Consider the following 22,789-nt stretch of genomic DNA (forward strand, 5'->3'; position numbering starts at 1 on the left):
CCCGAACGCCGACCCAGTGGCGCTCGGACCCGACGACGTTTCAGGCGCGGCGGCGGCTCGCGACGAGTCCTGCGCCGAGCGCCACGAACAGCGCCCCCATGAGGGCGCCCAGCCACGGCACCGTCGCACCGGTGGGCGGCAGGCTTCCGCCGCCCGACCCGCTCGTGTCGACCGTGACCGTGACCGGCTCCGACTCCGGGCCGGTGTTGCCCGCGGCATCCGTCGCCGTCGCCGTGATCTCGTGCTCCCCGTCGGGCAGCGGCTCGGTCGGCGTGAACGTCCAGTCGCCGTCGGGGTCGGTCGTGGTCTGGCCGATGGGCTCGCCGTCGACGATGACCGTCACCGTCGACCCCGGCTCTGCGGTGCCCGTGATCGGCGGCGTGGGATCGGTCACGGTCGATCCGTCCGCCGGACTCGTGATCACCGGGGCGGCGGGCACCGTCGTGTCGACCGCGAACGTCACCGGAGCCGACGGCGGACTGACGTTGCCGAGGGCGTCGACGGCCGTCGCCGTGACGGTGTGCTCGCCTTCGCCCAGTGGCGTCGTGGGCTGGAACGTCCACGCGCCCGTCGTGTCGTCGGCGTCGGCTGCGCCGACCGTGGTGCCGTCGATGACGACCGTCACCGTCGAGCCGGGCTCGGCCGTGCCGGTGATCGCCGGGGTCGTGTCGTTCGTGGACGACCCGTTCGCGGGGCTCGTGATCACAGGAGCGGCCGTCGTCGTGTCGACCGCGAAGGTCACCGGTGCCGACGGTGCGCTGACGTTGCCCGCGGTATCGGTCGCCGTCGCGGTGACGGTGTGCGTGCCGTCGGGCAGCGGCGTCACGAGGGGCAGCGTCCACGCGCCGGTGGCGGGGTCGGCCGTCGCGGTGCCGACGGTGGCGCCGTCGATGACCACCGTCACCGTCGAGCCGGGCTCGGCGGTGCCGGAGATGTCGGGCGTCGTGTCGGTCGTGCTCGACCCGTCCGCCGGCGCGGTGATGACCGGCGGTGCGACCACGGTGTCGACCGTGAAGGCCACCGTGTTCGAGACCGGGCCGGTGTTGCCGGCGGCGTCGGTCGCCGTCGCGGAGGCGGTGTGCGCTCCGTCGCCCAGCGGTGTCGTGGGCTGGAAGGTCCACGCGCCGGTGACGGGGTCGGCCGCGGCGGTGCCGGCGAGAGCGCCGTCGATGCTGACGTTCACGGTCGATCCCGGCTCCGCCGTTCCCGAGACCGGGGGCGTCGCGTCGTTCGTCGTCGACCCGTCCGCCGGCGCCGTCACGATCGGAGCGCCCGGCGCCGTCAGGTCGACGGTGAAGGTGACGTCCGCCGACTCCGGGCCGGTGTTGCCGGCGGCATCCGTCGCCGTGGCCGACGCGGTGTGCGGCCCTTCCGCCAGGGGCGTCGTGAGCGGCAGCACCCAGTCGCCGTCGCCGTCGGCCGGCGTCGTGCCGACCGACACGCCGTCGATGAAGACCTCGACCTCCGACAGCGGCTCCGCGGTGCCGACGATCGACGGCGTCGTGTCGTTCGTGCGCGAGCCGTCGGCGGGCGACGTGATCACGGGCGCCGGCGGGGCGACCGTGTCGACGATGAAGCCGACCGGCGTCGCCGCGCCACTGACGTTGCCCGCGGCATCCGTCGCCGTCGCGGTCGCCGAGTGCGGTCCCTCATCGAGCGGGGCCAGGGGGGTGAAGGTCCACGCGCCCGCGCCGTTCACGGGGGCCGTGCCGAGCGTGATGCCGTCGACGATCACCGTGACGGTGGTGTTCGGCTCGGCGAAGCCCGCGATCTCGGGGGTGCTGTCGTTCGTGATCGTGCCGTCCACCGGGGTCGTGATCACCGGCGGGATGGGATCGGTCTTGTCGATCGTGAACGTCACCGTGTTGGAGTCGCCGCTCGTGTTGCCGGCGGTGTCGGTCGCGGTCGCGACGGCCGAATGCAGCCCTTCGGTCAGGGGTGTCGTCAGCTCGAGCGTCCACGCGCCGGTGGTCGGGTCAGCGGGCGTCGTGCCGACCGGGCTGCCGTCGATGAACACCTCGACAGTGGAGCCCGGCTCCGCAGTGCCCACGATGTCGGGTGTCGTGTCGTTCGTTGACGACCCATCGGCGGGAGCGGTGATCACCGGGGCGACCGGGGTCACCGTGTCGACCGTGAAGTCGACCGTGTTGGAGTCACCGCTGGTGTTGCCCGCGGCATCCGTCGCCGTGGCGACGACGCTGTGGGGGCCGTCGGCGAGCGGCACGGTCGGCGTGAAGATCCAGTTCCCGCCGCCGTCGACGGGCGCCTGGCCGACGGCGGCGCCGTCGATCCTCACGGTGACGGTCGAGTTCGCCTCGGCGGTGCCCTCGATGTCGGGCGTCGGGTCGTTCACCGATGAGCCGTCGACGGGCGCCGTGATGATCGGGGCGACCGGTGCGGTCGTGTCGACGGTGAACGCCACGGTGTTGGAGTCGGGGCTGGTGTTGCCGGCCTCGTCGGTCGCGTTCGCGACCGCGGTGTGCGCACCGGGAGCAAGCGGGATGGCCGGCGTGAAGATCCAGTTGCCGAGGCCATCCGCGTCCGTCTCGCCCACGACGGCGCCGTCGATGCGGACGGTGACGGTCGAGTTCGGCTCGGCGGTGCCCGTGATGTCCGGCGTCGTGTCGTTCGTGGAGGACCCGTCCGCAGGAGCGCTGATCACCGGCGCGGCGGGAGCGAGCGAGTCCACGGTGAAGGTGTTCCCGGCGGACTCGGGGCCGGTGTTCCCGGCCTCGTCCGTCGCCGTGGCCGTCACCGTGTGCTCGCCCTCTGTCAGCGGGGTCGTCGTCGAGAAGGTCCAGTCGCCGGTCGGTCCAGCGGGCGTGGTGCCGATCGAGACGCCGTCGATGATCACCGTGACGGTCGAGTTCGGCTCGGCGGTGCCCGAGATGACGGGGGTCGTGTCGGTCGTCGTCGACCCGTCGGCGGGTTCGACGACCGTCGGCGCCGGTGGCGCGGTCGCGTCGATCACGAAGTCCACCTCGCCGGACGGGAGACTCTCGTTGCCCACGGCGTCGGTCGCGGTGGCGACTGCCGTGTGCGGGCCGTTCGCCAGCGGGGCGGCGGGGGTCAGCGACCAGTTCCCGGTGCCGTCGGCGCCGGTGGTGCCGAGCGAGGCGCCGTCGACGAACACCTCGACGGTCGAGTTCGGCTCTGCTGTGCCCGAGATGGGCGGGGTCGGGTCGTTGAGCAGGGCGCCGTCGGCCGGGCTCAGGATCACCGGGGGAGCGGGAGCGGTCGCGTCGACGGTGAAGTCGACGGGAGCGGATGCCGCGGAGGCGCTGCCGCCGACCGTCTGAATGGCCGTCGCGACGTGCGCACCCTCGGCGAGGGCGGGCGACGTGATCGTCCAGTTGCCGAGCCCGTCGGCCGGAACCGTGCCGATCGGGTTCCCGTCGACCAGCACCTGAACCGAGGCGCCGGGCGTGGCCGTGCCCGAGATGACCGGCGTCGCGTTCGTCGTCGCACCGTCGGCCGGCACCAGGATGACCGGGGGCGCCGGCGGGCAGTCGATGCCGCCCGCGGGCGCGGAGGCCGACGCGTCGAGGGGCAGGACGTCGACCGCCACCGTCGCCACGGGGGGCAGCGGGAAGACGCCGAGCACGCTGACATCGATGCTGAGCAGCGACACCGTGGCCGCGGCCGAGGTGGCGGTCGTCGTGACCGAAGGATTGTTCATCGCGATGGTGACGTCGGCGAGCAGCGGGATGCTGATCGGAAGGCTCGCGCCCGGCGTCAGAACCGTGGATCCGCCGGGACCGGTGACCGTCACCGTCGCCGGAGAGTAGGTCACCGTCCCCGGTGAATCGCCGGTCGCCCTCGCCGTGAGCGTGGTCTCACCGGCCACCGTGATGGTGATCGCGCCGCCGAGCAGGCTCAGCCCGGTGATGGTGCCGGACGCGACGCTCTCGACCCCGTAGTTGAGACCGGTGTTCGGCGCGAGGCTCGTCTCGCCCTGCGTCTGCGACACGCCGAGTTCGAGCACGCCGTCGCCGAGCAGCGGAAGCAGCGACAGGCCGGCCGTCTGGGTGCTCGTCGCGGCGAGCACGCCGTCGGTGACGCAGGCCGTGTCGAGGTCCCAGTGCGCCTCGTTGCTGGTCTCGAGCGCTCCGATGTCGAGAAGGGTGGGCACGGTGACGCCCACGAGCGTGCCCGTCTCGGCGCCGCCCTCGTCGGGGGGCGCCGACTGGTCGTTGCTCGCGACGGCGATGCCGAGGCCGGCGACGTCGGCCGAGACGTTGCTCGACACCGAGTTCGCCCGCGGCGTCAGCGTCGAGCCGGCCTCCGCCTGGCTCACAGCCACGCCGAGCCCCGCGAGGTTCAGGCCGACAGCCGTCGTGGTGAGGCTCGCGACCTCACCGCCGGCCGAGCCTCCCCAGGGGGCTGTCGGCGGCGCTGCGCTCGCGGGTGCCGCGATCCCTGCCGCTCCGATGACGACGACGACGGCGGCGACGGCCGCCATGAACCCACGCTGCTTCATGACTCCCCCATTGGAGTTCAGGCGCGACCCCCTCGGACCGGCGAGGACCCGGGCAGTGAGCGCTTTCCGCTTCGGACGCTACGCCTCAGCCCGGCCGATCTCTGTAGGCCGTTTGGGGGACACGGCGCCTCGGGGTCTGCGAGTGCGCGAATAGGCTGTTGCCATGGAATCGAGCAGCGTCGCTCCGTCCGATCCGGCGGCGGCCCGCGGAATCTCGCGCCGAACGCAGTCCGAGGTTTACCGCGCCGGGATCAGCGGCGCCAGGCCGCGCGTGCCCGTCGACGCCGACCGTCTCGAAGAATCCGCGCGCAAGGCGCTGAGCGCCGAGGCGTTCGCGTACATCGCGGGCGGTGCCGGCGCCGAGCGCACGATGCGCGCCAACCGAGAGGCGTTCGCGCGCTGGCAAGTGTGGCCACGCCCGCTGCGCGACGTGTCGACGCGCGACCTGTCGATCGACTTCCTCGGCCGCCACCGGCCCACCCCGCTGCTGCTCGCACCGCTCGGCGTGATGGAGATGGCGCACGGCGACGCCGATCTCGCGGTCGCTCGGGCTGCGGCATCCCTCGGCGTTCCGTACACCCTGTCCAACCAGGCCTCCGTCCCGATGGAGGCGGTGCGGGATGCCGCGCCCGGCGGCTCGCGACTCTTCCAGCTGTACTGGTCCGCCGACGACGACCTCAACGCCTCGCTGCTGCGGCGGGCTGAGGCATCCGGCTGCGAAGCGATCGTCGTGACGCTCGACACTCACCTGCTCGGCTGGCGCACGCGCGACCTCGACCTCGCCTACCTCCCGTTCACACGCGGCATGGGCATCGCGCAGTACACGAGCGACCCCGTCTTCCAGCAGCTCGTCCGCGAGCGTGTGAGAAGGGGCGCGGATGCCTCGGCCCCGCCCGCACCGCCCGTCAAGCTCACGCCGAAGACCGTGGCGGCGGGCGTGATGATCGCCCGCAAGGGCTCGGTGCTCACCGGCGCCGGCCTGCGCGAGAACCTGCGCTCGCCGCTGCCGCGCGCCGCCGTCGAGACCTTCCTCGACGTCTTCTCGACCCCGGCGCTCACGTGGGACGATCTCGCGAAGGCCCGCGAGTGGACGAACCTGCCGATCCTGCTGAAAGGCATCGTGCACCCGGAGGATGCGTCACGCGCGGTCGACGCGGGCGTCGACGGGGTGTGGGTCTCGAACCACGGCGGTCGACAGATCGACCAATCGGTGCCCACCCTCGACGCGCTGCCCGGAGTCGTCGAGCGGATCGACGGCCGCGTGCCGGTGGTCTTCGACTCGGGTGTGCGTCAGGGATCGGATGCCTTCATCGCGCTGGCCCTCGGAGCGACCGCGGTCGCGCTCGGTCGGCCCTACGCGTACGCTCTCGGAATCGCCGGTGAGGAGGGCGTCCGCGAGGCGGTGCGCAACGTCCTCGCCGAGCTCGACATCACGCTGGGCCTCTCCGGCCACACCGCGATCGGCGACGTGCGCCGTGACGCGCTCCGCGAGGCGCCGCTCAGCTGACGGGTCCGGAGCGCTCCACCCAGCGCCCGTTCGCCACGACGGGTTCGCACAGCGCGACGAGTTCGCCGTCGCGGTCGACGTGCGGGGCCGCGAAGCGCAGGAGGCACACGCCTCCGCCGTCCGGGAACGGAAGCCAGTAGTCGACGACCAGCGCCATCCCGCCGGCGAGTGCCGGCGCGGGCGTGCGGCGAACGGTGCGCACCCCGGGCACCCGGCCGCCGGCGTCGAACGCGACCGATCCGTCGCGCTGTCCCGAGAGCGCGCGCTCCGCCTCGCCTCCCGGAGCGAGCGCGCCCGGTTGCCACGAGCGCAGCGCCAGGAGCGAGAGGGCGTCGTCACCGCGTCCGGTCGCGTGCGCCGCGATCTCGCGCGCTCCGGGGTCGGCGCTCCATTCCCGGACGAGGCCCGTCGCCCAGTCCGCGACCGCGGTCCGATGCGGGGGCGGCGCCGCGCGGCTCAGGCGCTTCACCAGCCGCGCCGCCGCGCGCGAGTGCCGCGCACCGAGGTCGGCCGGCACCTCGCGGTCCCACCCCGACAGCGGCAGGTCGAGACGGAAGTCCACCACAGCCGCCGTCTCCTGCGGACCGCCGGTCACCCATGCGACGTGGTCATCGGTCGCGCGGGGACGCAGCGCCTCGATCACGGCGCCGACCGGCGCGGCGACGGCGTGCGGACCTGCCGGGTCGAAGACCACCCGCGCGATCGCCGTGCGGTGCTCCTGCAGGAAACCGGCGAGGTCGCCGCCGCGGCGCACATCGAACTCGCGGGTCGGGTCATCGGTGAGGAAGGCGGCGAACGCGGCCGACGACGAGAACAGCATGAGCTCGACGCCCCCGCCCTCCGGCTGGAACACCCGGATCTGCGGGCCGCCGTCGGCCCCGCGGAGCACCGGCACCACGACGAGGTCCATCCGCAGCGCGCGGCCGATCTGCGCCTCGTCGCCCGCGGCGAGGGCCGCGGAGAGAGCCTCTGAGCGGACGGCGTCGGCATGCACCGGGGTCGGCTCGGGGAGCGGCGGGGTGTCGGGCGAGGTCACCGGGCGGCTGCTTCCTGCCCGGCTACCACCCAGACCGACGCGAGCACGATCTCATCGGTGAGCTCCGCGATCACCGGCCGCAGGTCGGCGTGCGGGGTCGAGAAGCTCACCAGGCAGAGCCCGCGCAGATCGGGGAACTCGAGCCAGTAGTCGATCGTCAGCACCGCCGTGTCCTCGGCGCGCAGCTCCGCGCTGCCCTGCGTGGTGCGCGTGCGTCGGAGAAGGCGTCCGGTCGGGGTCTGTGCCGTGACCATCTCGCCCGGATCGGCGGAGGCGCGCAGCCGGTCGGCGAGCACGTCGAGGTGATCGCGCCCGTTCGTCGGCGCGCCGAGCCGCTGCCAGTACCGCGTCATCGCGAGGGCGAGCGCGGCGTTCTCGGTGCGACGCAGGAGGAACGCGGTCTCGCGACCGTGCCCGCCGTCGGCCACCCGCACCATCCGCCGCAGCCACTGCGCGAGCTGCGACCGCAGCATCGGGCCGGCGTCGAGGCCCTCGAGCTGCCGGTCGACGAGCTCGGCGATGCGTGCGTCGCGCGCCGCGTGATCGGTGAGGTCGATCCGGAACCAACCGTCGTCGAGCGGGAGCTCGAGGTCGAGCGCGCGATCATCGGCGGCGATTCCGCGCGCGACGGGGACGGGGTCGGACTTCGGGCTCGCGATGGCGTCGAGGACATCGTCGACGGATGCCGCGACCGCGAACTCGCTCGCGGGGTCGAACACCACCCGCGCGATCGTGTCGCGCGACGTCGTCAGGAAGTCCGCGAGCGAGGCGGCGCGCACGAACTCGAACTCCCGCGCAGGGTCGTCGGCGAGGAACGCGTGCAACTGCGCCGTCGACGAGAAGAGGGGGAGCTCCCACCCCTCGCGCGCGTCGTGGAGTCCGCCGAACAGGCGCAGCTCGACGCCGGCCCCGGCGCGTGTCGTGGGCACGATCACCCATCCCTCCCGCAGCGCCCGGGCGAGTTCCACCGGGTCGCGCTCCCGCAGAGCGCTCGCCAGCTCGGGCGACCCGACGTCGTCGGACGCCAGCACGGGGCGAGGATCGGCACTCACGGCAGGGTCACCCTTCGTCGGGGCGGAGCTCGACCTCGATGCTACGGGTGCGCATGCCGCCGAGGAGCCGGCGCTCGGAGTACGTGCCCGTCACGGTCACCGGCTCGCTGCGCGCCCGCTCGAGCGCGCCGCGGTCGGCGGAGGTCTTCACGAGGCGGAGCTCGCCGTCGTCGCCGTGGCACTCCAGTGTCGTCGTGCCCGACGCGAGGGTGGGGCCTACGCGCACCCGCCAGCGGCGCCCGTCGAACCGTCCGGCAACCGGGAAGGATGCCGCGGCGATCGCCGCGTTGGCGGCGTCGGTCTTCTCGGCCGTCGCGCGGTCCGCGCGACGTGCGGCGGCGGCATCGGCCATCTCGGTGAACGCGCCGAGGGCCGTCAGCCTCGGATCGCCCGCGATGCCGTCGCGGGGAAGGTCCTCGGCGTCTCCGGCCACCGCCGCCACCTCGTCCTCGGCCACGATCTCGCCGCCTGCGACTCCCCCCGACCGGCGCACGAGGAGCAGGTACGCGGCGGTGATGCCGGCGCCCGGCTCGACGACGCGCGCCCAGGCGGAGCCCTGGTCGAACTCCTGGCGGTCGATCACGGCGACGCCGCCGCCGTCGCCGCGGAAGAGCGCCGCACGGTGGGGGAAGGCCAGGTCGGCGATGCGGGTCATGGCACGGTGAAGGGCACGTCGTCGACGACGGACACGCCGTTGCCGCCCGGGAAGATGTACTCGGGGGCGCCGCCCAGGGTGCCCTCGTAGGGCAGCGCGTGGCGCTGGCTCACCATGGCGCCCATGTCGTCGATCTGGAACGTCGCCATCCGCTCCATCGTGTTCGAGGCCGGCAGGCCGAGCGTGTTGTGCGGGAACCGGAGCGACGTCGGGTCGATGGTGCCGAACGACCCGCCGTTGAGCGGCGAGTCACCGCCGTACAGGCGGTACAGCGGGGTGTCGGAGGCGATGTCGGTGACCGGCGAGCGCCAGAGCGCCTCGGATTCGCGCAGCTGCGCCACGGTGTAGCGGTTGGCATTGCGGAGAGGGATGAGCGTGACGTGCTGCCCCGGCCCGAGCGGCTGCAGACGCGCCACGCGGTTGATGCGGGCGACGGTCGCGATCTTGCCGAGCGACCGCGCGACGGCGCCGAGTCCGACCACCGACAGCGCGGCTCCGGCGATGCTGATCACCGCCTCCGTCCAGCTGCGTTCGCCCGACGACGCCAGGATGACGTTGCCGATCGCGTTGATGACGGCGGCGACGCCCGCGATGATGAGGAGGACGCCCGCGAGGGCCTGTCCGATGACGGGGATCCACGACACGCACAGCGCCAAAATGCCCGCGATCGTCGACACCCACCCGGCGATGTCGGTGATGGCGGCGAGCACGTCGGCGCCCCAGTTGTCCCACCACGAGTCGTTCAGGTCGTCGCTCTCGACCACGTCCTTGATGCGCTCGCGGGCGTCGCGCGCGGCGGAGTCCCGCTCGTCGATCGCGTCGGCCAGCCGCGTGCGCGCGCGGAGGAGCGATGCACCGGCGGCATCGGCGGCGTCTTCGTACCTGCCCGCCGTGTCGCGGTAGTCGGTCGAGTCGGCGGCATCCGTCGCGTCGCCCGCGAGGTCGAGGTAGTAGCGGCGCGACCGCTCGGCATCGGCCGCGTCCTCGCGCGCCGAGTCGGCGAGCGCGAGCGCCTCGAGCGACGTCTGCTGGGCACTGGCCAGCCGGGGCGCGTAGGCGAGCAGCGCCAGGCCGGTCTCGCGGTAGCGCTCCTGGGCCCGCTCGATGTCGTCCGCCACGTCCCCCGCGTTGGTGATGAGCTCGTCGGTCGCGTCGGAGCGGTCGCCGTCGAGCTCCATCGAGCGCAGCGCCCGCACGGCGCGTCCGATCGCACCCGCGACGGCGACGTAGTCCTGGCCTCCGGCGCGCACGCGGTCGGGATCGCCGGGGATCGGGTCGGATCCGAGGTCGAGCGGAGTCCAGTCGACGGGCCGGCTCATCACACCGCCTCCGGGCGGGGGCCGCCCGGCGCGGGCGGCGCGCCCTCGCCCGACAGCGCGGCGGCGTACTCCGTGTCGAGCTGCCCGAACGCCTCGGCGATGCCCGTGGTGATCTCGGCGAGGGTGCCGATGTTCTCCAGCATGTCGGCGCGCCGGTCGTCCCACTTGTCGGCGAAGTCGACAAGGGCGTCGGCGAGCCCGTCGTGCCCGACCGCGTCGGCCAGGCCCCGGGCGTTCGCGGACGCGTTCTCGAACTCGGCACGCACCGTCTCGAGCCGCGTGCCCGTCTCGCGCAGTCGCGCGATGTCGAGTTCCACACCGTCCACGGGACTCCTCTCGATCGACCCCGTTCATCCTAGGCTCGACGCCGCGAACGCTCGATGGGGATAGTTCCCCATCCGGGCCCCGGCGGGATGGCGCCTTCCCGACTGCGGAAAGTGGCGACACGCGCGGGCGCACGGGATCTACGCTGTAGCCATGGCCCCTCGCTCCCGGCGGACCACCGCCACCTCCGTCGCTCTCACCGCTGCCGCGATCGCCGTCACGGTCCTGCTCTCGGGCTGCACGGGTGCCGAGCCGCAGGGCGACGACTTCGGCGACGGCGACTTCGTCGACGACGGCTGCACGAGCGTCGTCGTGGCGACCTCGTCCGAGAAGGTGAACATGCTCGACGCCCTCGCGGACGCCTTCAAGGAGTCGCCCGAGCACGAGGCCCTCGACGAATGCGCGACGGTGCGCCCGATCAACGTCTCGTCGGGCGACGCGACCCGCTTCCTGACGTCCGGCCAGGACTGGCCCGACGAAGACACGCGACGCTGGCCGACGATGTGGTCGCCCGCCTCGACCGTGTGGACCGAGCGGGTCGCGGCCGCGGCATCCGCTTCTCTCGTGGGCGAGCCCGCGTCGTTCACTCACACACCCGTCGTCTTCGGCGTGCCCGAGACGATGGCGAAGGCGCTGGGCTACCCGGGGTCCGAGATCGGGATCAGCGACTTCGAGGCGCTGTGCCAGGACCCCGAGGGCTGGGGGAGCGTCGGCAAAGACCTGTGGGGCTCGTTCAAGATCTCCAAGACCAACCCGAACACCTCGACCACCGGTCTGTCGGCGATCCTCATGCAGTCGTACGAGGCGTCGGGCAAGACCGAGGGGCTGACCGCCGACGACGTCGCGGCGGCGGCCGAGTTCTCGCGCGTCTTCGAGGAGTGCGTCATCCACTACGGCGACACCACGGGGAAGGTGCTCACGACGCTCTACGACGAGACGCAGAACGGCGCGGGCGGTTCGGGCTACGTCTCGGCCGTCGCGCTCGAGGAGACCTCGCTGCTCAACTACAACCAGGGCAACCCCGACTCGCACACCGTGCAGCCCGGCGAGGAGCTCACGCCGCCGAAGGAGAAGCTCGTCGCCGTCTACCCCTCGGGCGGCTCGATGTGGTCCGACAACCCGATCACGGTGCTCGGCGCCGACTGGGTGACCGATGTGCAGGCCGAGGCGGGCACCGCGTTCGCGGGCTTCCTGCAGACCGAGGCCGCGCAGCGGATCCTGCCCGACTACGGCTTCCGCCCGCTCGACGAGACCGTGCCGCTCGGCGACCTGTTCACGGCCGAGTACGGCGTCGACCCCGCCGGTCCCGCCGTCAGCCTGCCCCGACCCGAGGTCGACGTGGTGTCGGCGGCGATCGACCAGTGGACGCAGATCCGCAAGCCGTCGTCGGTGCTCGAGGTCATCGACATCTCCGGTTCGATGGACGAGGCCATCGGCGACGGACGGTCGAAGCTCGACGGCGCGATCGAAGGGGCGCAGGCGACGCTCGGCCACTTCCGCTCCACCGACGAGGTGGGCGTCTGGGCGTTCACGACGGGTGTCGAGTCCGAGGCGGGCGAGAACCTCGTCGTGCTGCGCGACGTCACGCCGCTGCAGTCCGACCGCGAGTCCGTCGAGTCCTCGCTCGACGACCTGCGCTTCGCCACGCGGGAGGGCACCCCGCTGTACGACGCGATCGCCGCGGCGTACGACGAGATGAGCGCGCGCGCCGAGCCCGGGCGCATCAACGCGATCGTCGTGCTGTCCGACGGGCAGGACACCGACTCGTCGATCTCGCTCGACTCGCTGGTGGCGAAGATCGGCAAGGCGACGAAGGAGGGCGGCGACGACGCTCCCGTGCGCATCTTCCCGATCGCCTACGGCGAAGGCGCCGACACGGGCGCGCTGCAGCGCATCGCCGAGGCGACGGGCGGTCAGTGGTTCGACGCGTCCGACGCCGCGAAGATCGACCTCGTGTTCGCTTCGGTCATCAACAACTTCTAGGCGGAGCGGTGATGCGGGCTGCGGACGGTCAGGGATACGTCGACGACGCCGTCGACGGCATCGCCGCCGACGGGGTGTACGTCTCGTCCGAGGTCCCCGACGCCTCGGCCCTCGAGAGCACGCTGGCCGCGCAGGTGGGCGACGAGTCGATCGCCGTCGCCGTGTTCTCCGACAACGCCGCGTTCGAGGCATCCGGAACCGAGATCCTCGGGCAGCTCGCCGATGCCCATCCGGGCTACGACTCCATCGTGATCGCAGTCGGCGACGACCTGCTCGCGGGCTCGCGGGTGCTGCCGTCGGGCGAGGCGCTGCGCATCGCGAACGAGGCCGAGCAGTCCGCCGACTCCGTCGAGGGCGCTCTCGTCGAGACGGTGCAGCAGGTGATCGCGGCCACGCCCCAGGGTGAGTCGCCCGCGGGCGGAGACGTCGGCGGAGTGGTGGCGGGCGTCGTCGTCGGCGCGATCGCGCTGGGGGCGGTCGCCGCGGCGGTCGGCATCACGATCGGGGTGCGTCGCAGCCGTCGCGGCGGTGGTGCGCGCGGCGGCGGGGCGAGGCATCCGCTTCCCGAGCCGGTGCGCACGCACGTGCACACGCTGCAGGCGCTCGTCCCCGAGTACGCCCGCGCCGGCGGGTCGGGCGGCGTCGCCCAGGCGAACGACGTCGCCCGCGAGATCGGCTCGATCGCGCAGAACACGACCGAGCTGTTCGAGCGTCTCGACCGCAAGGGCGAAGAGGGGCAGAGGGCGACCGCCGCCGTCGAGTACGGCGAGACGCTGCGCAAGCTCACCGGGGCGCTCGACCGCGACTACCTCCTCGACATCCTGATCCACCCCGACCTGTGGGACGACCCCGCCGAGCGGGTCGACGAGGTGCGCACGGCGGTGTCGGCCTTCTCGGTCGAGCTGGTCGAGAACATCAAGCAGGTCAACGCCCGGCGGGGTCTGCACTTCCAGGTCTCGCTCGACGGGCTGATCGGCCGGCGCAAGGAGCTGCGGGCGTGGGATCGCGAGTTCGAGCAGGCCGCCGGCGACGACGCCGACACGTCCGGGCGGGGCGGCTCCGCCGACTAGAATCGACGGATGCCGCGGCCTTCGCCGCTTCTGGCAGAATCCCACCCCGACCATTGGAGCCACCGTGGCCGAGCAGTCCCGCCTCGACAAAGTCATCGCCCTCGCCCGTCACCGCGGGTTCGTGTTCCAGGCGGGCGAGATCTACGGCGGGTCCCGGTCGGCGTGGGACTACGGTCCCCTCGGCACGGAGCTCAAGGAGAACATCCGCCGCCAGTGGTGGCAGACATTCGTGCGCGGCCGCGGCGACATGGTCGGCCTCGACTCGTCGATCATCCTGCCCAAGCGCGTGTGGGAGGCATCCGGTCACGTCGCGACCTTCACCGACCCGCTCGTCGAGTGCCTCCAGTGCCACAAGCGGTTCCGGGCCGACAACCTCATCGAGGACTTCGAGGCGCGCAAGGGCCGCAAGGCCGAGAACGGGCTGGCGGATGTCCCGTGCCCGAACTGCGGCACGAAGGGCCAGTACACCGAGCCCAAGGCGTTCTCGGGTCTGGTGAAGACCTACCTCGGCGTCGTCGACGACGAGTCGGGCCTGCACTACCTGCGTCCCGAGACGGCGCAGGGCATCTTCGTGAACTTCTCCAACGTCCTCACCGCGTCGCGCAAGAAGCCGCCGTTCGGCATCGGCCAGGTCGGCAAGGCGTTCCGCAACGAGATCACGCCCGGCAACTTCATCTTCCGCACGCGCGAGTTCGAGCAGATGGAGATCGAGTTCTTCACGCCGCCGGCCGAGGCCGACCAGTGGTTCAAGGCGTGGGTCGAGGACTGCTGGAACTGGTTCATCGACCTCGGCATCGACGCCGACAACATGCGCCGCTACGACGTGCCCGAAGAGGACCGCGCGCACTACTCCGCCGGCACGATCGACGTCGAGTACCGCTTCGGCTTCCCGGGCAAGGAGTGGGGCGAGCTCATGGGCGTCGCCAACCGCACCGACTACGACCTCGGCTCGCACACCGAGGCGTCGGGTCAGTCGCTGACCTACTTCGACCAGGCGTCGGGCGAGAAGTACATCCCCTACGTGATCGAGCCGTCGTTCGGCCTCACTCGCGCGATGATGGCGTTCCTCGTCGACGCGTACCACGAGGAGGAGGCGCCGAACGCGAAGGGCGGCACCGACACGCGCACGGTGCTCAAGCTCGACCCGCGTCTCGCTCCGGTGAAGGCCGCGATCCTGCCGCTGTCGCGCAACGAGCAGCTCTCGCCGATCGCCCGCGAGGTGGCCGAAGACCTGCGCGGCGAGTGGAACATCGACTTCGACGACGCCGGCGCCATCGGCCGCCGCTACCGCCGTCAGGACGAGATCGGCACCCCGTTCTGCGTCACGGTCGACTTCGACTCGCTCGACGACCGCGCCGTCACGGTGCGCGACCGCGACACGATGGGCCAGGAGCGCGTGCCGCTCGAGGGCCTGCACGAGTACCTCGGCGAACGCCTGCGCGGAGCCTGACCCACGCCCGACCGCCCGAGGGTCAGTCGGTGATCGTGTACTCCGCCGAGCCGGTGTCGCCGTCGAGCACGCGCCGGTAGTCCTTCGCGATGATGCGCCGCAGCACGGCGGCGTCGACCGCCTCCAGGTCCTTGATGTAGAGGCATCCGGCGCCGATGTCGTGCGGCCCGAGGTCGTCGAGCTCCGCGGCGTGCGCCCCGGCGTCGAGCAGGTAGACCGTCGTGGCCTGCTTGCGGGGTGCGAAGGCAGCGATCGGCACATCGCCCTCGGTGCCGGTGGGGTAGCGGTAGTGGCACGACCCGAAACCGACGATCGTGCCCCACAGCTCGGGCTCGCGGCCGGTGAGCTCGCGCATCAGGTCGACCATGGTCGAGGCATCCCGCTGCCTCTTCGCGGGCGTCACCCCGGCGATGAACGCGGCCACACTGCCGCCCGTCTTCTGCATCAGACGCCTCCTCCGCCGCTCTTGGCGGCGGCCTTCATGGCGCGCTTGTGCTCGCGCACCTTCGTGAGCGAGTCTGCCGACACGATGTCGGCGACGCTCCGGAACGATCCCTCTTCGCCGTAGGGAGCGGATGCCTCGCGCCAGCCGGCTCCGTCGAAGCCGTACTGCTTGCCCAGCAGCGCCAGGAAGATCTTCGCCTTCTGCTCACCGAAGCCGGGCAGCGCCTTGAGCCTCTTGAGCACGGCGGGTCCGTCGGGGTCGCCCTCGCGCCAGATCGCGGCGGCGTCGCCGTGCCAGTCCTGCGCGATCCCGGCGCACAGCGCCTGGACGCGGGCGGCCATCGATCCGGGGAAGCGGTGGACGGCGGGGGTCGCCTTGAACAGCTCGGCGAACGCCTCGGGATCGAAGCTCGCGATCGCCGCGGCGTCGAGCGTGCCCGCCCGCTCCGAGATCTTGAGGGGCCCGGCGAACGCCGTCTCCATCGCCACCTGCTGGTCGAGCAGCATCCCGATGAGGAGCGCGAGCGGATCCTCGGTGAGCAGGCGATCGGCGGTGTCGTCGCCGGTGATGTGGAGGCTCATGACGCAAGTCTGGCACCGGACGCCCGTGGTCGGCGACCCGCCGATCGTCTCGCGCCCGGCCGCCGGGCGTCGTCCCACCGCCCGTCGGGCGGCGGTCCCGGATGGGAGGATGGACGCCATGTCCGCGACGCCCGAACCGTTCGACGAACTGCTGACCCACGCCCACGAGACCCGCGTGGTCGTGGTCGGCGGCGGCATCGGCGGCCTGGTCGCCGCACTCGAGTGCGCGAAGGTCGGCATGCAGGTCACGGTGCTCGAGGAGTCTTCCCGCTTCGGCGGGACGATCGGCGCGGGCGGCATCGACGGCACCACGGTCGGCGTCGGCGCGACGTGCTGGTCTGCTGCCGGCGGCGCGGTGCACGCGCTCGTCGACGAGCTGGGCCTCGCGGACCGCGTCGTCGAGCCGCGCGCGCGTGCCACGTGGATCGCCGGGTTGGGCCGGACCGGCGCGGGGGCCGCGCCCGTCCCCGCCGACACGGTCCTCGGCATCCCCGCCAACCCCTGGGCCGACGACGTGCGCCCCTTCATCGGCCTGAACGGCGCGTGGCGCGCCTACCTCGACCGCCTGCGCCCGCCGCTCACCATCGGCAAGGAGCGCAATCTCGATCGGCTCGTCCGGTCGCGCATGGGCGATGCGGTCGTCGATCGCATGGTCGCTCCGCTGAGCGTCGGCCGCTTCGGGCTCCCTCCCGCGCGCGTCGACGTCGCGGCGGCAGCGCCAGGACTCAGCTCGTCGCTCACGCGCACCGGCTCGCTCGGCGGCGCGGTCGCGGACCACCTCGTCGGCCGCTCGTCCGGGTCGGCCGCGCTGCAGAGCCTCGACGGCGGGATGCCGCTCCTGGTCGACGTGCTGACCGCGAAGCTCGGCGAGCTCGGCGCCGATCTGATCCCGGACATGCGGGTGACCGCCGTCCAGCCGGCCGACGGGGGTGGCTGGCGTCTCGTCGTCGACGGCGATCCGCGATCCGCCGACGTGGTGTTCGTCGCGACCGGCCCGCAGGACGCCCGCCGCCTGCTCGCACCGCACCTCGGCGATACCGTCGAGGCGGTGACGGAGGCCGCGCCCCGCCGCGACATCGTGACGCTCGTCGTCGACGCACCCGGGCTCGACTCCGCGCCCCGCGGCGCCGAGGTGTACGCCGTGCCCGGATCCCACCGCGCGTCCGGGCTCGTGCACGACACGGCGCGCTGGGAATGGCTGGCGCGCGCAAGCGGCGCCGGTCGCCACGTCGTGAGCGTCGCCTTCGACGCGAGCGGGGCGGACGGGGTCTCGGCGCTCGACGGGTTCGACGACGCCGCGGTGGCCCAGCTCGCGCGGGACGAGGCATCCGCTCTCCTCGGTCTCGAGATCCCGGTGGCGGCGGTGCGGGGGGCGCACCGGAGCTCCCACACCCTGGCACCGCCCGCGTCGGCGCTCGGCCGGACGGCGGCGGTCGCCGTCGCGCGGGACGCGATCGGGCAGCACCGCGGCCTCGCCGCGGCAGGCGCCTGGATCGCGGGCAGCGGCATCTCGCGGGTCGTCGCGGACGCTCGGGAAGAGGCCGAACGGGTGCGCCGACAGGTGCTCTGGGGGCCGTCTGCAGGCGAGTGAGTCCGCCGTGACGGCCGTTGTCAAGGGTGGATGCCGGAATCGGAATACAGGGCTACCCTGGGATGGTCATCAGCGCACCACCGAGCGTGAGGAATCCCCATGAAGGGCAAAGCAGGACTCGTCGTCGGACTCGCCATCGGGTACGTCCTCGGTACGCGAGCGGGCCGTGAGCGCTACGAGCAGATCAAGACGCAGTGGCTGAAGGTCTGGCGCCTCGACCCCGTGCAGGAGCAGGTCGACAAGGTCAAGGACTTCGCGAAGTCGACGGCCATGGCCCTGCCGAGCACCCTGTGGGACTCCGCCGTCAAGGTCACCAAGGCGGCCTCCGCGAAGGGCACGCCCGGCCAGAAGCTCGACGCCGCCATCCAGACGAGCAAGGATCAGGCCGACGATGTGGGCCGCGCGGCCAAGACGTCCGCGAATGCCGCGAAGGACGCCGTCGACGATCTGATCGACGAGGCCGCCGACGAGACGCCGGCGGCCGGCCGCGGCGGAGCGTGACGTGACTTCACCCCGTGGCTTCCGGGACCGCTCCGACGACAGCCTCCTGACGCTGATCGGCGAGGTTCCGGAGCTGATCCGCAACCTCGTCGTCGCCGAGATCGAGTCGGCGAAGAAGTGGGTCGCGCGCACCGCGAAGGACGGCGGCTGGGGCGCGCTGTGGATGTTCGCCGCGCTCTTCGTCCTGTTCTGGGCCGTGCCGGTGTTCGGCACGTTCGTCATCGCGGGTCTGTCGTCGTGGTGGCCGGTGTGGCTGTCGGCGCTCGTGGTCTTCTTCGCGATGCTGATCGTCACCGCGATCCTCGCGCTGCTCGGCATCCTGCGCTTCCGCAAGATCGGCAAGAGCCAGAACCCGGTCCAATCCATCGCCCAGGACGTGAAGGAGGTGCGCGATGAGCTCTGACGCGCCCGTGCCGCTGCCCCGCACCGCCGTGCCGCTGGGCATCACCGACCCCGTCGAGCGAGCCAGGGCCGAACTCAAGGCCACGCTCGCCGCGATCGAGGTGAAGGCGAACGTGCCGCGCCGGCTGGCCGTCACGATCGACGAGTCCATCGACAAGGCTCGGGCCTTCCAGCGCCGCAATCCGGCTCTCGCCGTCGCGGCCGTCATCGCCGCGGCCGCCGCGGTCGGCGCGGCCGTCTGGGCGTTCGCCCGCTCGTACTCGCGCTGACGGCCGGGCGCCGTCGCGCGGCATCCGGTCGACATGGCCGGACGCACGCCCTGAGCGTGGGGGTATGCTCGGGGTGAGGCAGTGCAATGGTGCGGATGCTGCCGACGCGCGAGCCCGATTCGTTCGCGCATCGGCTGCTCGAACGTCTGGGGCGGCCGACCGAGCACCACGAGAGTCGACCCCATGAACACAGCCCCACAGCACGTACCCGCCAAGCCCCTCGCAGGCTGGCGCGTCCTCGTGCCCCGCGGCGGCCCCTGGGGCGACGGCGTCGCGGCCACGCTGCGTCGCCAGGGCGCCACTCCCGTGATCGCCCCGCTCATCAACTTCGCGCCCACGAACGACCAGGCCACGCTCGAGCAGTCGCTCGCCGACCTCGCCGCGGGCAGGTTCGAATGGCTGACGGTGACGAGCGCCACGACCGTCGACGTTCTCTACGCGTACCGCGCCGTCGTCCCGCCGCAGACGAAGATCGCCGCGGTCGGCGAGACCACCGCCGCCGCCCTCCTCGCCGTGGGGTACCGGGTCGATCTGGTCCCCGAAGACGACAACTCCGCCGCGGGCATGGCCGAGCAGCTCATCGCGCTCGAGCCGCAGCCCCGCGACATCCTGACCCTCCGCAGCGAGATCGCGAAGCCCGTGCTGACGCGGATGCTGTCGGATGCCGGCCACCGCGTCCGCAGTGTCGTCGCGTACCGCACCGTGGGGGTGCCCGTCACCGAGCGCATCGCCGAGGACGTCCGGTCCGGCCGCATCAACGCCATCCTCGTCACGAGCGGCTCGGTCGCCGAGCAGGTGCATCTGCAGTTCCCCGACGTTCCCCCGACGACGCTCATCGCCGCGATCGGTCCCCGCACCGCGAAGGACGCACGCCGCGCCGGCCTCTCCGTCGACGTCATCGCCGACGCCCAGACCGTCGACGCCCTCATCGACGCCGTCGCCCGCTTCTCTCTGCCGCACGCCGCCGACGAGTTCGCGCCGCGCACCGGGGCGCTGCCCCTGCCCCGCCAGGACTGAGGCAGGTGCATCCGTGACCGGCTCGCCGCGCATCGTCGTGCTCGCGGGCGGAGTCGGCGGCTCGCGCTTCGTGCTCGGGGTGCGTGAGGCCCTGCGAGCCCGCGGCGTCGCCGAGACGACCGACTCGATCACCGTCGTGGTCAACACCGGCGACGACCTGTGGCTGTCGGGCGTGCGCCTGCAGCCCGACGTCGACTCGATCACCTACGCGCTCGCGGGCGTCAACGACACCGGGCGAGGGTGGGGCCGCGCGGGCGACAGCGAGCGCGTCAACCACGAGCTTCAGCAGTGGGGCGCCGGCTGGCCGTGGTTCACCCTCGGCGACCTCGACCTCGGCACGCACCTCGCCCGCACCGGCTGGCTGCGCGACGGCCTCACGCCGACGCAGGTGCTCGAGCGGATGGCGGGGCGCTGGCCGCTCGGCGCGCGCCTGCTCCCGATGACCGACGCCGAGGCCGACACGGTGGTCGACGTTCGCGACGACGCGGGCGGCGGCATCCGCTCGATGCACTTCCAGGAGTGGTGGACCCGCCACCGCGCGACGCTCGAACCGGTCCGCTTCGACAACCCCGGCATCGAGGACGCCCTCCCGGCGCCGGGTGTCATCGAGGCGATCGCGTCAGCCGACGTCGTGCTGCTCGCCCCGTCGAACCCCGTGGTCTCGATCGGCCCGATCCTCGCCGTGCCGGGTGTTCGCGACGCGGTCCGCACGACACCGGCGCCCGTCGTCGGGGTGTCGCCGATCATCGGCGGGCGCGTCGTGCGCGGCATGGCGGACGTGTGCCTCGCCGCGATCGGCGTCGAGACGTCGGCGCTCGCCGTCGCACGCCACTACGGCGCACGCTCGGGCGACGGGGTGCTCGACGCGTGGCTGCTCGCCGAGGAGGACGCGCAGGTCGCCGACGAGGTGGCGGAACTCGGCATCCGCTCGCCTGTCGCACCTCTGTGGATGACGGATGCCGCGCGCTCGGCCGCCCTCGCCGAGGCGGCGCTCGCGGCGGCCGGCGTCTGAGGTGGCCGACCTCACCTGGTTCGCGTGGGTCCTGCTCGGCCTCGCCGCGCTGATCGTCGGGCTCTCGAAGACCGCGGTCCCCGGGGCCGGGACCGTCGCCGTGGCGATCTTCGCGGCTGTGCTGCCGGCTAAGCAGTCGACCGGCGCCCTGCTCCTGCTGCTCATCGTGGCCGACCTCTTCGCCGTCGCGATGTACCGGCGGCACGCGAACTGGGGCGTGCTGCTGCGGCTCGCTCCCGCAGTGGTCGCCGGCGTCCTGCTCGGGGTGGTATTCCTCGCGGTGGCGGACGACGCCTGGGTCAAGCGCACCATCGGCGTCATCCTGCTCGCCGTGATCGCGATCACCCTCCTGCGCCGGCGGTTCGCCTCGGGCGTCGGCTCGGACGGGCCGCACCGCGTCGCCGCGGCGACCTACGGGACCCTCGGCGGCTTCACCACGATGGTCGCCAACGCGGCCGGCCCCGTCATGTCGATGTACTTCGTCGCGGCTCGGTTCCCGGTCAAGGAGTTTCTCGGAACCGCCGCGTGGTTCTTCGCGATCGTCAACCTCTTCAAGGTGCCGTTCTCGATCGGGCTCGGCATCATCACCGTGCCCGGGCTGCTGCTCGACGCCGTGCTGGTGCCGCTCGTGGTCGCGGGCGCGCTGATCGGGCGGTGGATCGCCGACCGCCTCGATCAGCGCGTGTTCGAGCGGCTGGTGATCGGCTTCACCGTGGTCGGGGCGGTGTACCTGCTCGTCTGAGCCGGGCCTCGGCTGTCCGGGGCGCGGCGCCTGATTCTGTCGACGTCAGCGCGGCCAGGGCGACGGCCGCGCCTCGTCGCGCCGACTGTCGTCGGGGAAGTGCGGCAGCTCGTACCCGCCCGCGCGGATGCACAGCCAGCGGAGCTGCGCGGGGCTGTCGGGGGTCGCTCGCCACGTGCGCCACACGTCCTGCCCCACCCGCACCACCGAGCCGGGACCGACGTCGACCACGTCGTCGTCGAGTCCCATCTGCCCGCGGCCCTCGAGGAAGACGTAGAGCTCCTCCACGCGCGCGTGCGCGTGCCAGTACCCGGCCTCCTCGCCCGGCTCGAGGGCGTTCGCCGTCATGCCGATGAACTGCATCGCGATGTCGTGGTCGACCACCCGGCGTCCGTCACGCGAGCTCTCGGGGCGGAACCCGCCGTAGTGCGCCCGCCACTCGTCGAGGGCGCCCATCTCCAGCACTTCGTAGTCGGCCATGCCGTCAGGCTAGTCGTCGGCTCCCGCGCCGGGCCCGGCCTGCTCTGCCGGATCAGGAGATCTGGCAGGGACAGGACGGGATCAGGCAGAAAGGCCTGCATCCGCCGGATCTCCTGATCTCGACGATGCCGCGCGGGCCGCCGCGGTGCGCGCGCCGACGCCGAGCGCGACGGCGGCGTCGAGCTGCGCGGCGGTGTCGACGTCGCGACGCAGGGTGGAGGCATCCGGGATCTCGAGCGCCGTGAACCCCGCGGCGGTGTGCCGCGCGAACGAGCCCTCGCCGAATGACGACGCCCACGCGACGCCCGGGGCCGCCGTCACGAGGGTCGAGCCGGTGCCCTCGGCGTCGGCGACGACGGCATGATCGACGGATGCCGCGTCCCGCAGCGCCGCGGACAGATCGGTGGGCCGCAGGGCGGGAAGATCGCCGAGGAGCGCAGCGCGCGGCATCCGTCCCCCCGGGTCGATGGCTGCGACGCCCGTCGCGACCGCGGCGTCGAGGCCGCGCGGCTCGCCCTCGGGCACGAACCTCAGGGCGGGGATCGTCGCCGCGTCACGCGCGAGGGCCGGGTCGTCGCTGACCACGACGACCTGCACGACGTCGGGGCACGCCGTCACGGCCGCGAGCGTGTCGAGGGCGATGGCCCGCGCGAGCGCGGCGCGGTCGGTGCCGGCGACGTCGAGACGGGACTTGCCGTGCGACGACCGTTTCACCGGGACCACGACGACCCACCGCGGCCCGTGCCGCAACTCCGCCTCGCCTCCGGCCGCGGCCGCCGAAACGCCGGGGTCGGTGCCTCCGGCCGGCCGCTCAGGCGGAGTCACGGCACGCTCCGGCGCGCCGGCGCGCCGACGCCGCCGCCCGAACAGCGG

At 72.9% G+C, this 22,789-nt stretch carries 21 protein-coding genes; 11 read left to right on the forward strand and 10 right to left on the reverse strand.

Annotated features, from left to right (window positions below; genetic code table 11):
* Nucleotides 1-40: 40 nt before the first annotated feature.
* A complete protein-coding gene (locus OB08_RS04315) occupies nucleotides 41-4,480 on the reverse strand; it encodes an Ig-like domain-containing protein (protein ID WP_461472475.1) in 4,440 nt (1,479 codons plus the stop codon).
* A gap of 163 nt (nucleotides 4,481-4,643) precedes the next feature.
* Here OB08_RS04315 and OB08_RS04320 point away from each other — a divergent pair, with 163 nt between their 5' ends.
* Complete coding sequence (locus OB08_RS04320) at nucleotides 4,644-5,987, forward strand: alpha-hydroxy-acid oxidizing protein (protein ID WP_461472477.1); 1,344 nt, start codon at nucleotides 4,644-4,646, stop codon at nucleotides 5,985-5,987.
* Here the strand turns inward: OB08_RS04320 and OB08_RS04325 are convergent.
* Genes OB08_RS04325 through OB08_RS04345 form a run of 5 tightly spaced genes read right to left on the reverse strand, consistent with a single transcriptional unit; the run spans nucleotide 5,980 to nucleotide 10,375 of the window.
* On the reverse strand, nucleotides 5,980-7,023 hold the full coding sequence (locus OB08_RS04325; RefSeq protein ID WP_461472479.1) for a hypothetical protein: 1,044 nt from the start codon (nucleotides 7,021-7,023) through the stop codon (nucleotides 5,980-5,982). The two genes, OB08_RS04320 and OB08_RS04325, sit on opposite strands and share 8 nt — an antisense overlap.
* A complete protein-coding gene (locus tag OB08_RS04330) occupies nucleotides 7,020-8,075 on the reverse strand; it encodes a hypothetical protein (protein ID WP_461472481.1) in 1,056 nt (351 codons plus the stop codon). Before OB08_RS04330 ends, OB08_RS04325 begins: the two co-directional genes overlap by 4 nt.
* 7 nt (nucleotides 8,076-8,082) lie before the next feature.
* The gene (locus OB08_RS04335; protein WP_461472483.1) at nucleotides 8,083-8,730 is read right to left on the reverse strand and encodes a hypothetical protein; all 648 of its coding nucleotides are present in this window, start codon (nucleotides 8,728-8,730) and stop codon (nucleotides 8,083-8,085) included.
* Nucleotides 8,727-10,049: a putative T7SS-secreted protein gene (locus OB08_RS04340; RefSeq protein WP_461472485.1), complete on the reverse strand. Its 1,323-nt coding sequence runs from the start codon at nucleotides 10,047-10,049 to the stop codon at nucleotides 8,727-8,729. The genes OB08_RS04335 and OB08_RS04340 overlap by 4 nt, the downstream gene beginning before the upstream one ends.
* Complete coding sequence (locus tag OB08_RS04345; protein WP_461472487.1) at nucleotides 10,049-10,375, reverse strand: hypothetical protein; 327 nt, start codon at nucleotides 10,373-10,375, stop codon at nucleotides 10,049-10,051. Before OB08_RS04345 ends, OB08_RS04340 begins: the two co-directional genes overlap by 1 nt.
* A 151-nt stretch (nucleotides 10,376-10,526) precedes the next feature.
* Here OB08_RS04345 and OB08_RS04350 point away from each other — a divergent pair, with 151 nt between their 5' ends.
* The 3 genes from OB08_RS04350 to OB08_RS04360 all read left to right on the forward strand — a co-directional run bounded on the left by OB08_RS04350 (nucleotide 10,527) and on the right by OB08_RS04360 (nucleotide 14,876).
* Nucleotides 10,527-12,356, forward strand: a complete 1,830-nt coding sequence (locus OB08_RS04350) for a substrate-binding and vWA domain-containing protein (RefSeq protein ID WP_461472489.1) — start codon at nucleotides 10,527-10,529, stop codon at nucleotides 12,354-12,356.
* 11 nt (nucleotides 12,357-12,367) lie between these two features.
* Nucleotides 12,368-13,426: a hypothetical protein gene (locus tag OB08_RS04355; protein WP_461472491.1), complete on the forward strand. Its 1,059-nt coding sequence runs from the start codon at nucleotides 12,368-12,370 to the stop codon at nucleotides 13,424-13,426.
* Nucleotides 13,427-13,490: 64 nt separating this feature from the next.
* Nucleotides 13,491-14,876, forward strand: coding sequence for a glycine--tRNA ligase (locus OB08_RS04360; protein WP_461472493.1), 1,386 nt, complete (start codon nucleotides 13,491-13,493; stop codon nucleotides 14,874-14,876).
* A gap of 22 nt (nucleotides 14,877-14,898) precedes the next feature.
* Here OB08_RS04360 and OB08_RS04365 read toward each other — a convergent pair whose 3' ends face one another.
* Both OB08_RS04365 and OB08_RS04370 read right to left on the reverse strand, forming a co-directional pair.
* Nucleotides 14,899-15,321, reverse strand: a complete 423-nt coding sequence (locus OB08_RS04365) for a DUF1801 domain-containing protein (protein WP_461472495.1) — start codon at nucleotides 15,319-15,321, stop codon at nucleotides 14,899-14,901.
* Nucleotides 15,321-15,902 carry an HhH-GPD-type base excision DNA repair protein gene (locus OB08_RS04370; RefSeq protein ID WP_461472497.1) on the reverse strand — a complete coding sequence of 194 codons (582 nt, stop codon included), beginning with the start codon at nucleotides 15,900-15,902 and terminating at the stop codon, nucleotides 15,321-15,323. Before OB08_RS04370 ends, OB08_RS04365 begins: the two co-directional genes overlap by 1 nt.
* 118 nt (nucleotides 15,903-16,020) lie before the next feature.
* Between OB08_RS04370 and OB08_RS04375 the strand changes: the two genes are divergently transcribed.
* From OB08_RS04375 to OB08_RS04405, 7 genes are all read left to right on the forward strand, one after another.
* Entirely contained in the window at nucleotides 16,021-17,493 is a 1,473-nt protein-coding gene (locus tag OB08_RS04375; protein WP_461472499.1) for a protoporphyrinogen/coproporphyrinogen oxidase, read from the forward strand.
* 99 nt (nucleotides 17,494-17,592) lie between these two features.
* Entirely contained in the window at nucleotides 17,593-17,994 is a 402-nt protein-coding gene (locus OB08_RS04380) for a hypothetical protein (RefSeq protein WP_461472501.1), read from the forward strand.
* Between the two features lies 1 nt (nucleotide 17,995).
* Nucleotides 17,996-18,397, forward strand: coding sequence for a phage holin family protein (locus tag OB08_RS04385; RefSeq protein WP_461472503.1), 402 nt, complete (start codon nucleotides 17,996-17,998; stop codon nucleotides 18,395-18,397).
* Nucleotides 18,387-18,665, forward strand: a complete 279-nt coding sequence (locus tag OB08_RS04390) for a hypothetical protein (RefSeq protein WP_461472505.1) — start codon at nucleotides 18,387-18,389, stop codon at nucleotides 18,663-18,665. The genes OB08_RS04385 and OB08_RS04390 overlap by 11 nt, the downstream gene beginning before the upstream one ends.
* Before the next feature lie 183 nt (nucleotides 18,666-18,848).
* A complete protein-coding gene (locus tag OB08_RS04395) occupies nucleotides 18,849-19,682 on the forward strand; it encodes a uroporphyrinogen-III synthase (protein WP_461472507.1) in 834 nt (277 codons plus the stop codon).
* Between the two features lie 13 nt (nucleotides 19,683-19,695).
* Nucleotides 19,696-20,694, forward strand: coding sequence for a 2-phospho-L-lactate transferase (gene cofD / locus OB08_RS04400; RefSeq protein ID WP_461472509.1), 999 nt, complete (start codon nucleotides 19,696-19,698; stop codon nucleotides 20,692-20,694).
* A 1-nt stretch (nucleotide 20,695) separates the two neighbouring features.
* Nucleotides 20,696-21,436, forward strand: coding sequence for a sulfite exporter TauE/SafE family protein (locus tag OB08_RS04405; RefSeq protein WP_461472511.1), 741 nt, complete (start codon nucleotides 20,696-20,698; stop codon nucleotides 21,434-21,436).
* A 45-nt stretch (nucleotides 21,437-21,481) separates the two neighbouring features.
* Here the strand turns inward: OB08_RS04405 and OB08_RS04410 are convergent, their stop codons facing one another.
* Both OB08_RS04410 and cofC read right to left on the reverse strand, forming a co-directional pair.
* On the reverse strand, nucleotides 21,482-21,916 hold the full coding sequence (locus OB08_RS04410) for a cupin domain-containing protein (protein WP_461472513.1): 435 nt from the start codon (nucleotides 21,914-21,916) through the stop codon (nucleotides 21,482-21,484).
* A gap of 81 nt (nucleotides 21,917-21,997) precedes the next feature.
* On the reverse strand, nucleotides 21,998-22,741 hold the full coding sequence (cofC, locus tag OB08_RS04415) for a 2-phospho-L-lactate guanylyltransferase (protein WP_461472515.1): 744 nt from the start codon (nucleotides 22,739-22,741) through the stop codon (nucleotides 21,998-22,000).
* Nucleotides 22,742-22,789 lie beyond the last annotated feature (48 nt).

The sequence above is a fragment of the Microbacterium sp. HJ5 genome, assembly GCF_054824025.1.

What these genes read in the sequence shown, in the direction of transcription:
- OB08_RS04410 (WP_461472513.1), bottom strand. Translation starts at nt 21,916, where the DNA reads ATGGCCGACTACGAAGTGCTGGAGATGGGCGCCCTCGACGAGTGGCGG.
- OB08_RS04395 (WP_461472507.1), top strand. Translation starts at nt 18,849, where the DNA reads ATGAACACAGCCCCACAGCACGTACCCGCCAAGCCCCTCGCAGGCTGG.
- OB08_RS04355 (WP_461472491.1), top strand. Translation starts at nt 12,368, where the DNA reads ATGCGGGCTGCGGACGGTCAGGGATACGTCGACGACGCCGTCGACGGC.
- OB08_RS04375 (WP_461472499.1), top strand. Translation starts at nt 16,021, where the DNA reads ATGTCCGCGACGCCCGAACCGTTCGACGAACTGCTGACCCACGCCCAC.
- OB08_RS04335 (WP_461472483.1), bottom strand. Translation starts at nt 8,730, where the DNA reads ATGACCCGCATCGCCGACCTGGCCTTCCCCCACCGTGCGGCGCTCTTC.
- OB08_RS04390 (WP_461472505.1), top strand. Translation starts at nt 18,387, where the DNA reads ATGAGCTCTGACGCGCCCGTGCCGCTGCCCCGCACCGCCGTGCCGCTG.
- OB08_RS04380 (WP_461472501.1), top strand. Translation starts at nt 17,593, where the DNA reads ATGAAGGGCAAAGCAGGACTCGTCGTCGGACTCGCCATCGGGTACGTC.
- OB08_RS04320 (WP_461472477.1), top strand. Translation starts at nt 4,644, where the DNA reads ATGGAATCGAGCAGCGTCGCTCCGTCCGATCCGGCGGCGGCCCGCGGA.
- OB08_RS04350 (WP_461472489.1), top strand. Translation starts at nt 10,527, where the DNA reads ATGGCCCCTCGCTCCCGGCGGACCACCGCCACCTCCGTCGCTCTCACC.
- OB08_RS04370 (WP_461472497.1), bottom strand. Translation starts at nt 15,902, where the DNA reads ATGAGCCTCCACATCACCGGCGACGACACCGCCGATCGCCTGCTCACC.
- OB08_RS04340 (WP_461472485.1), bottom strand. Translation starts at nt 10,049, where the DNA reads ATGAGCCGGCCCGTCGACTGGACTCCGCTCGACCTCGGATCCGACCCG.
- OB08_RS04315 (WP_461472475.1), bottom strand. Translation starts at nt 4,480, where the DNA reads ATGAAGCAGCGTGGGTTCATGGCGGCCGTCGCCGCCGTCGTCGTCGTC.
- OB08_RS04365 (WP_461472495.1), bottom strand. Translation starts at nt 15,321, where the DNA reads ATGCAGAAGACGGGCGGCAGTGTGGCCGCGTTCATCGCCGGGGTGACG.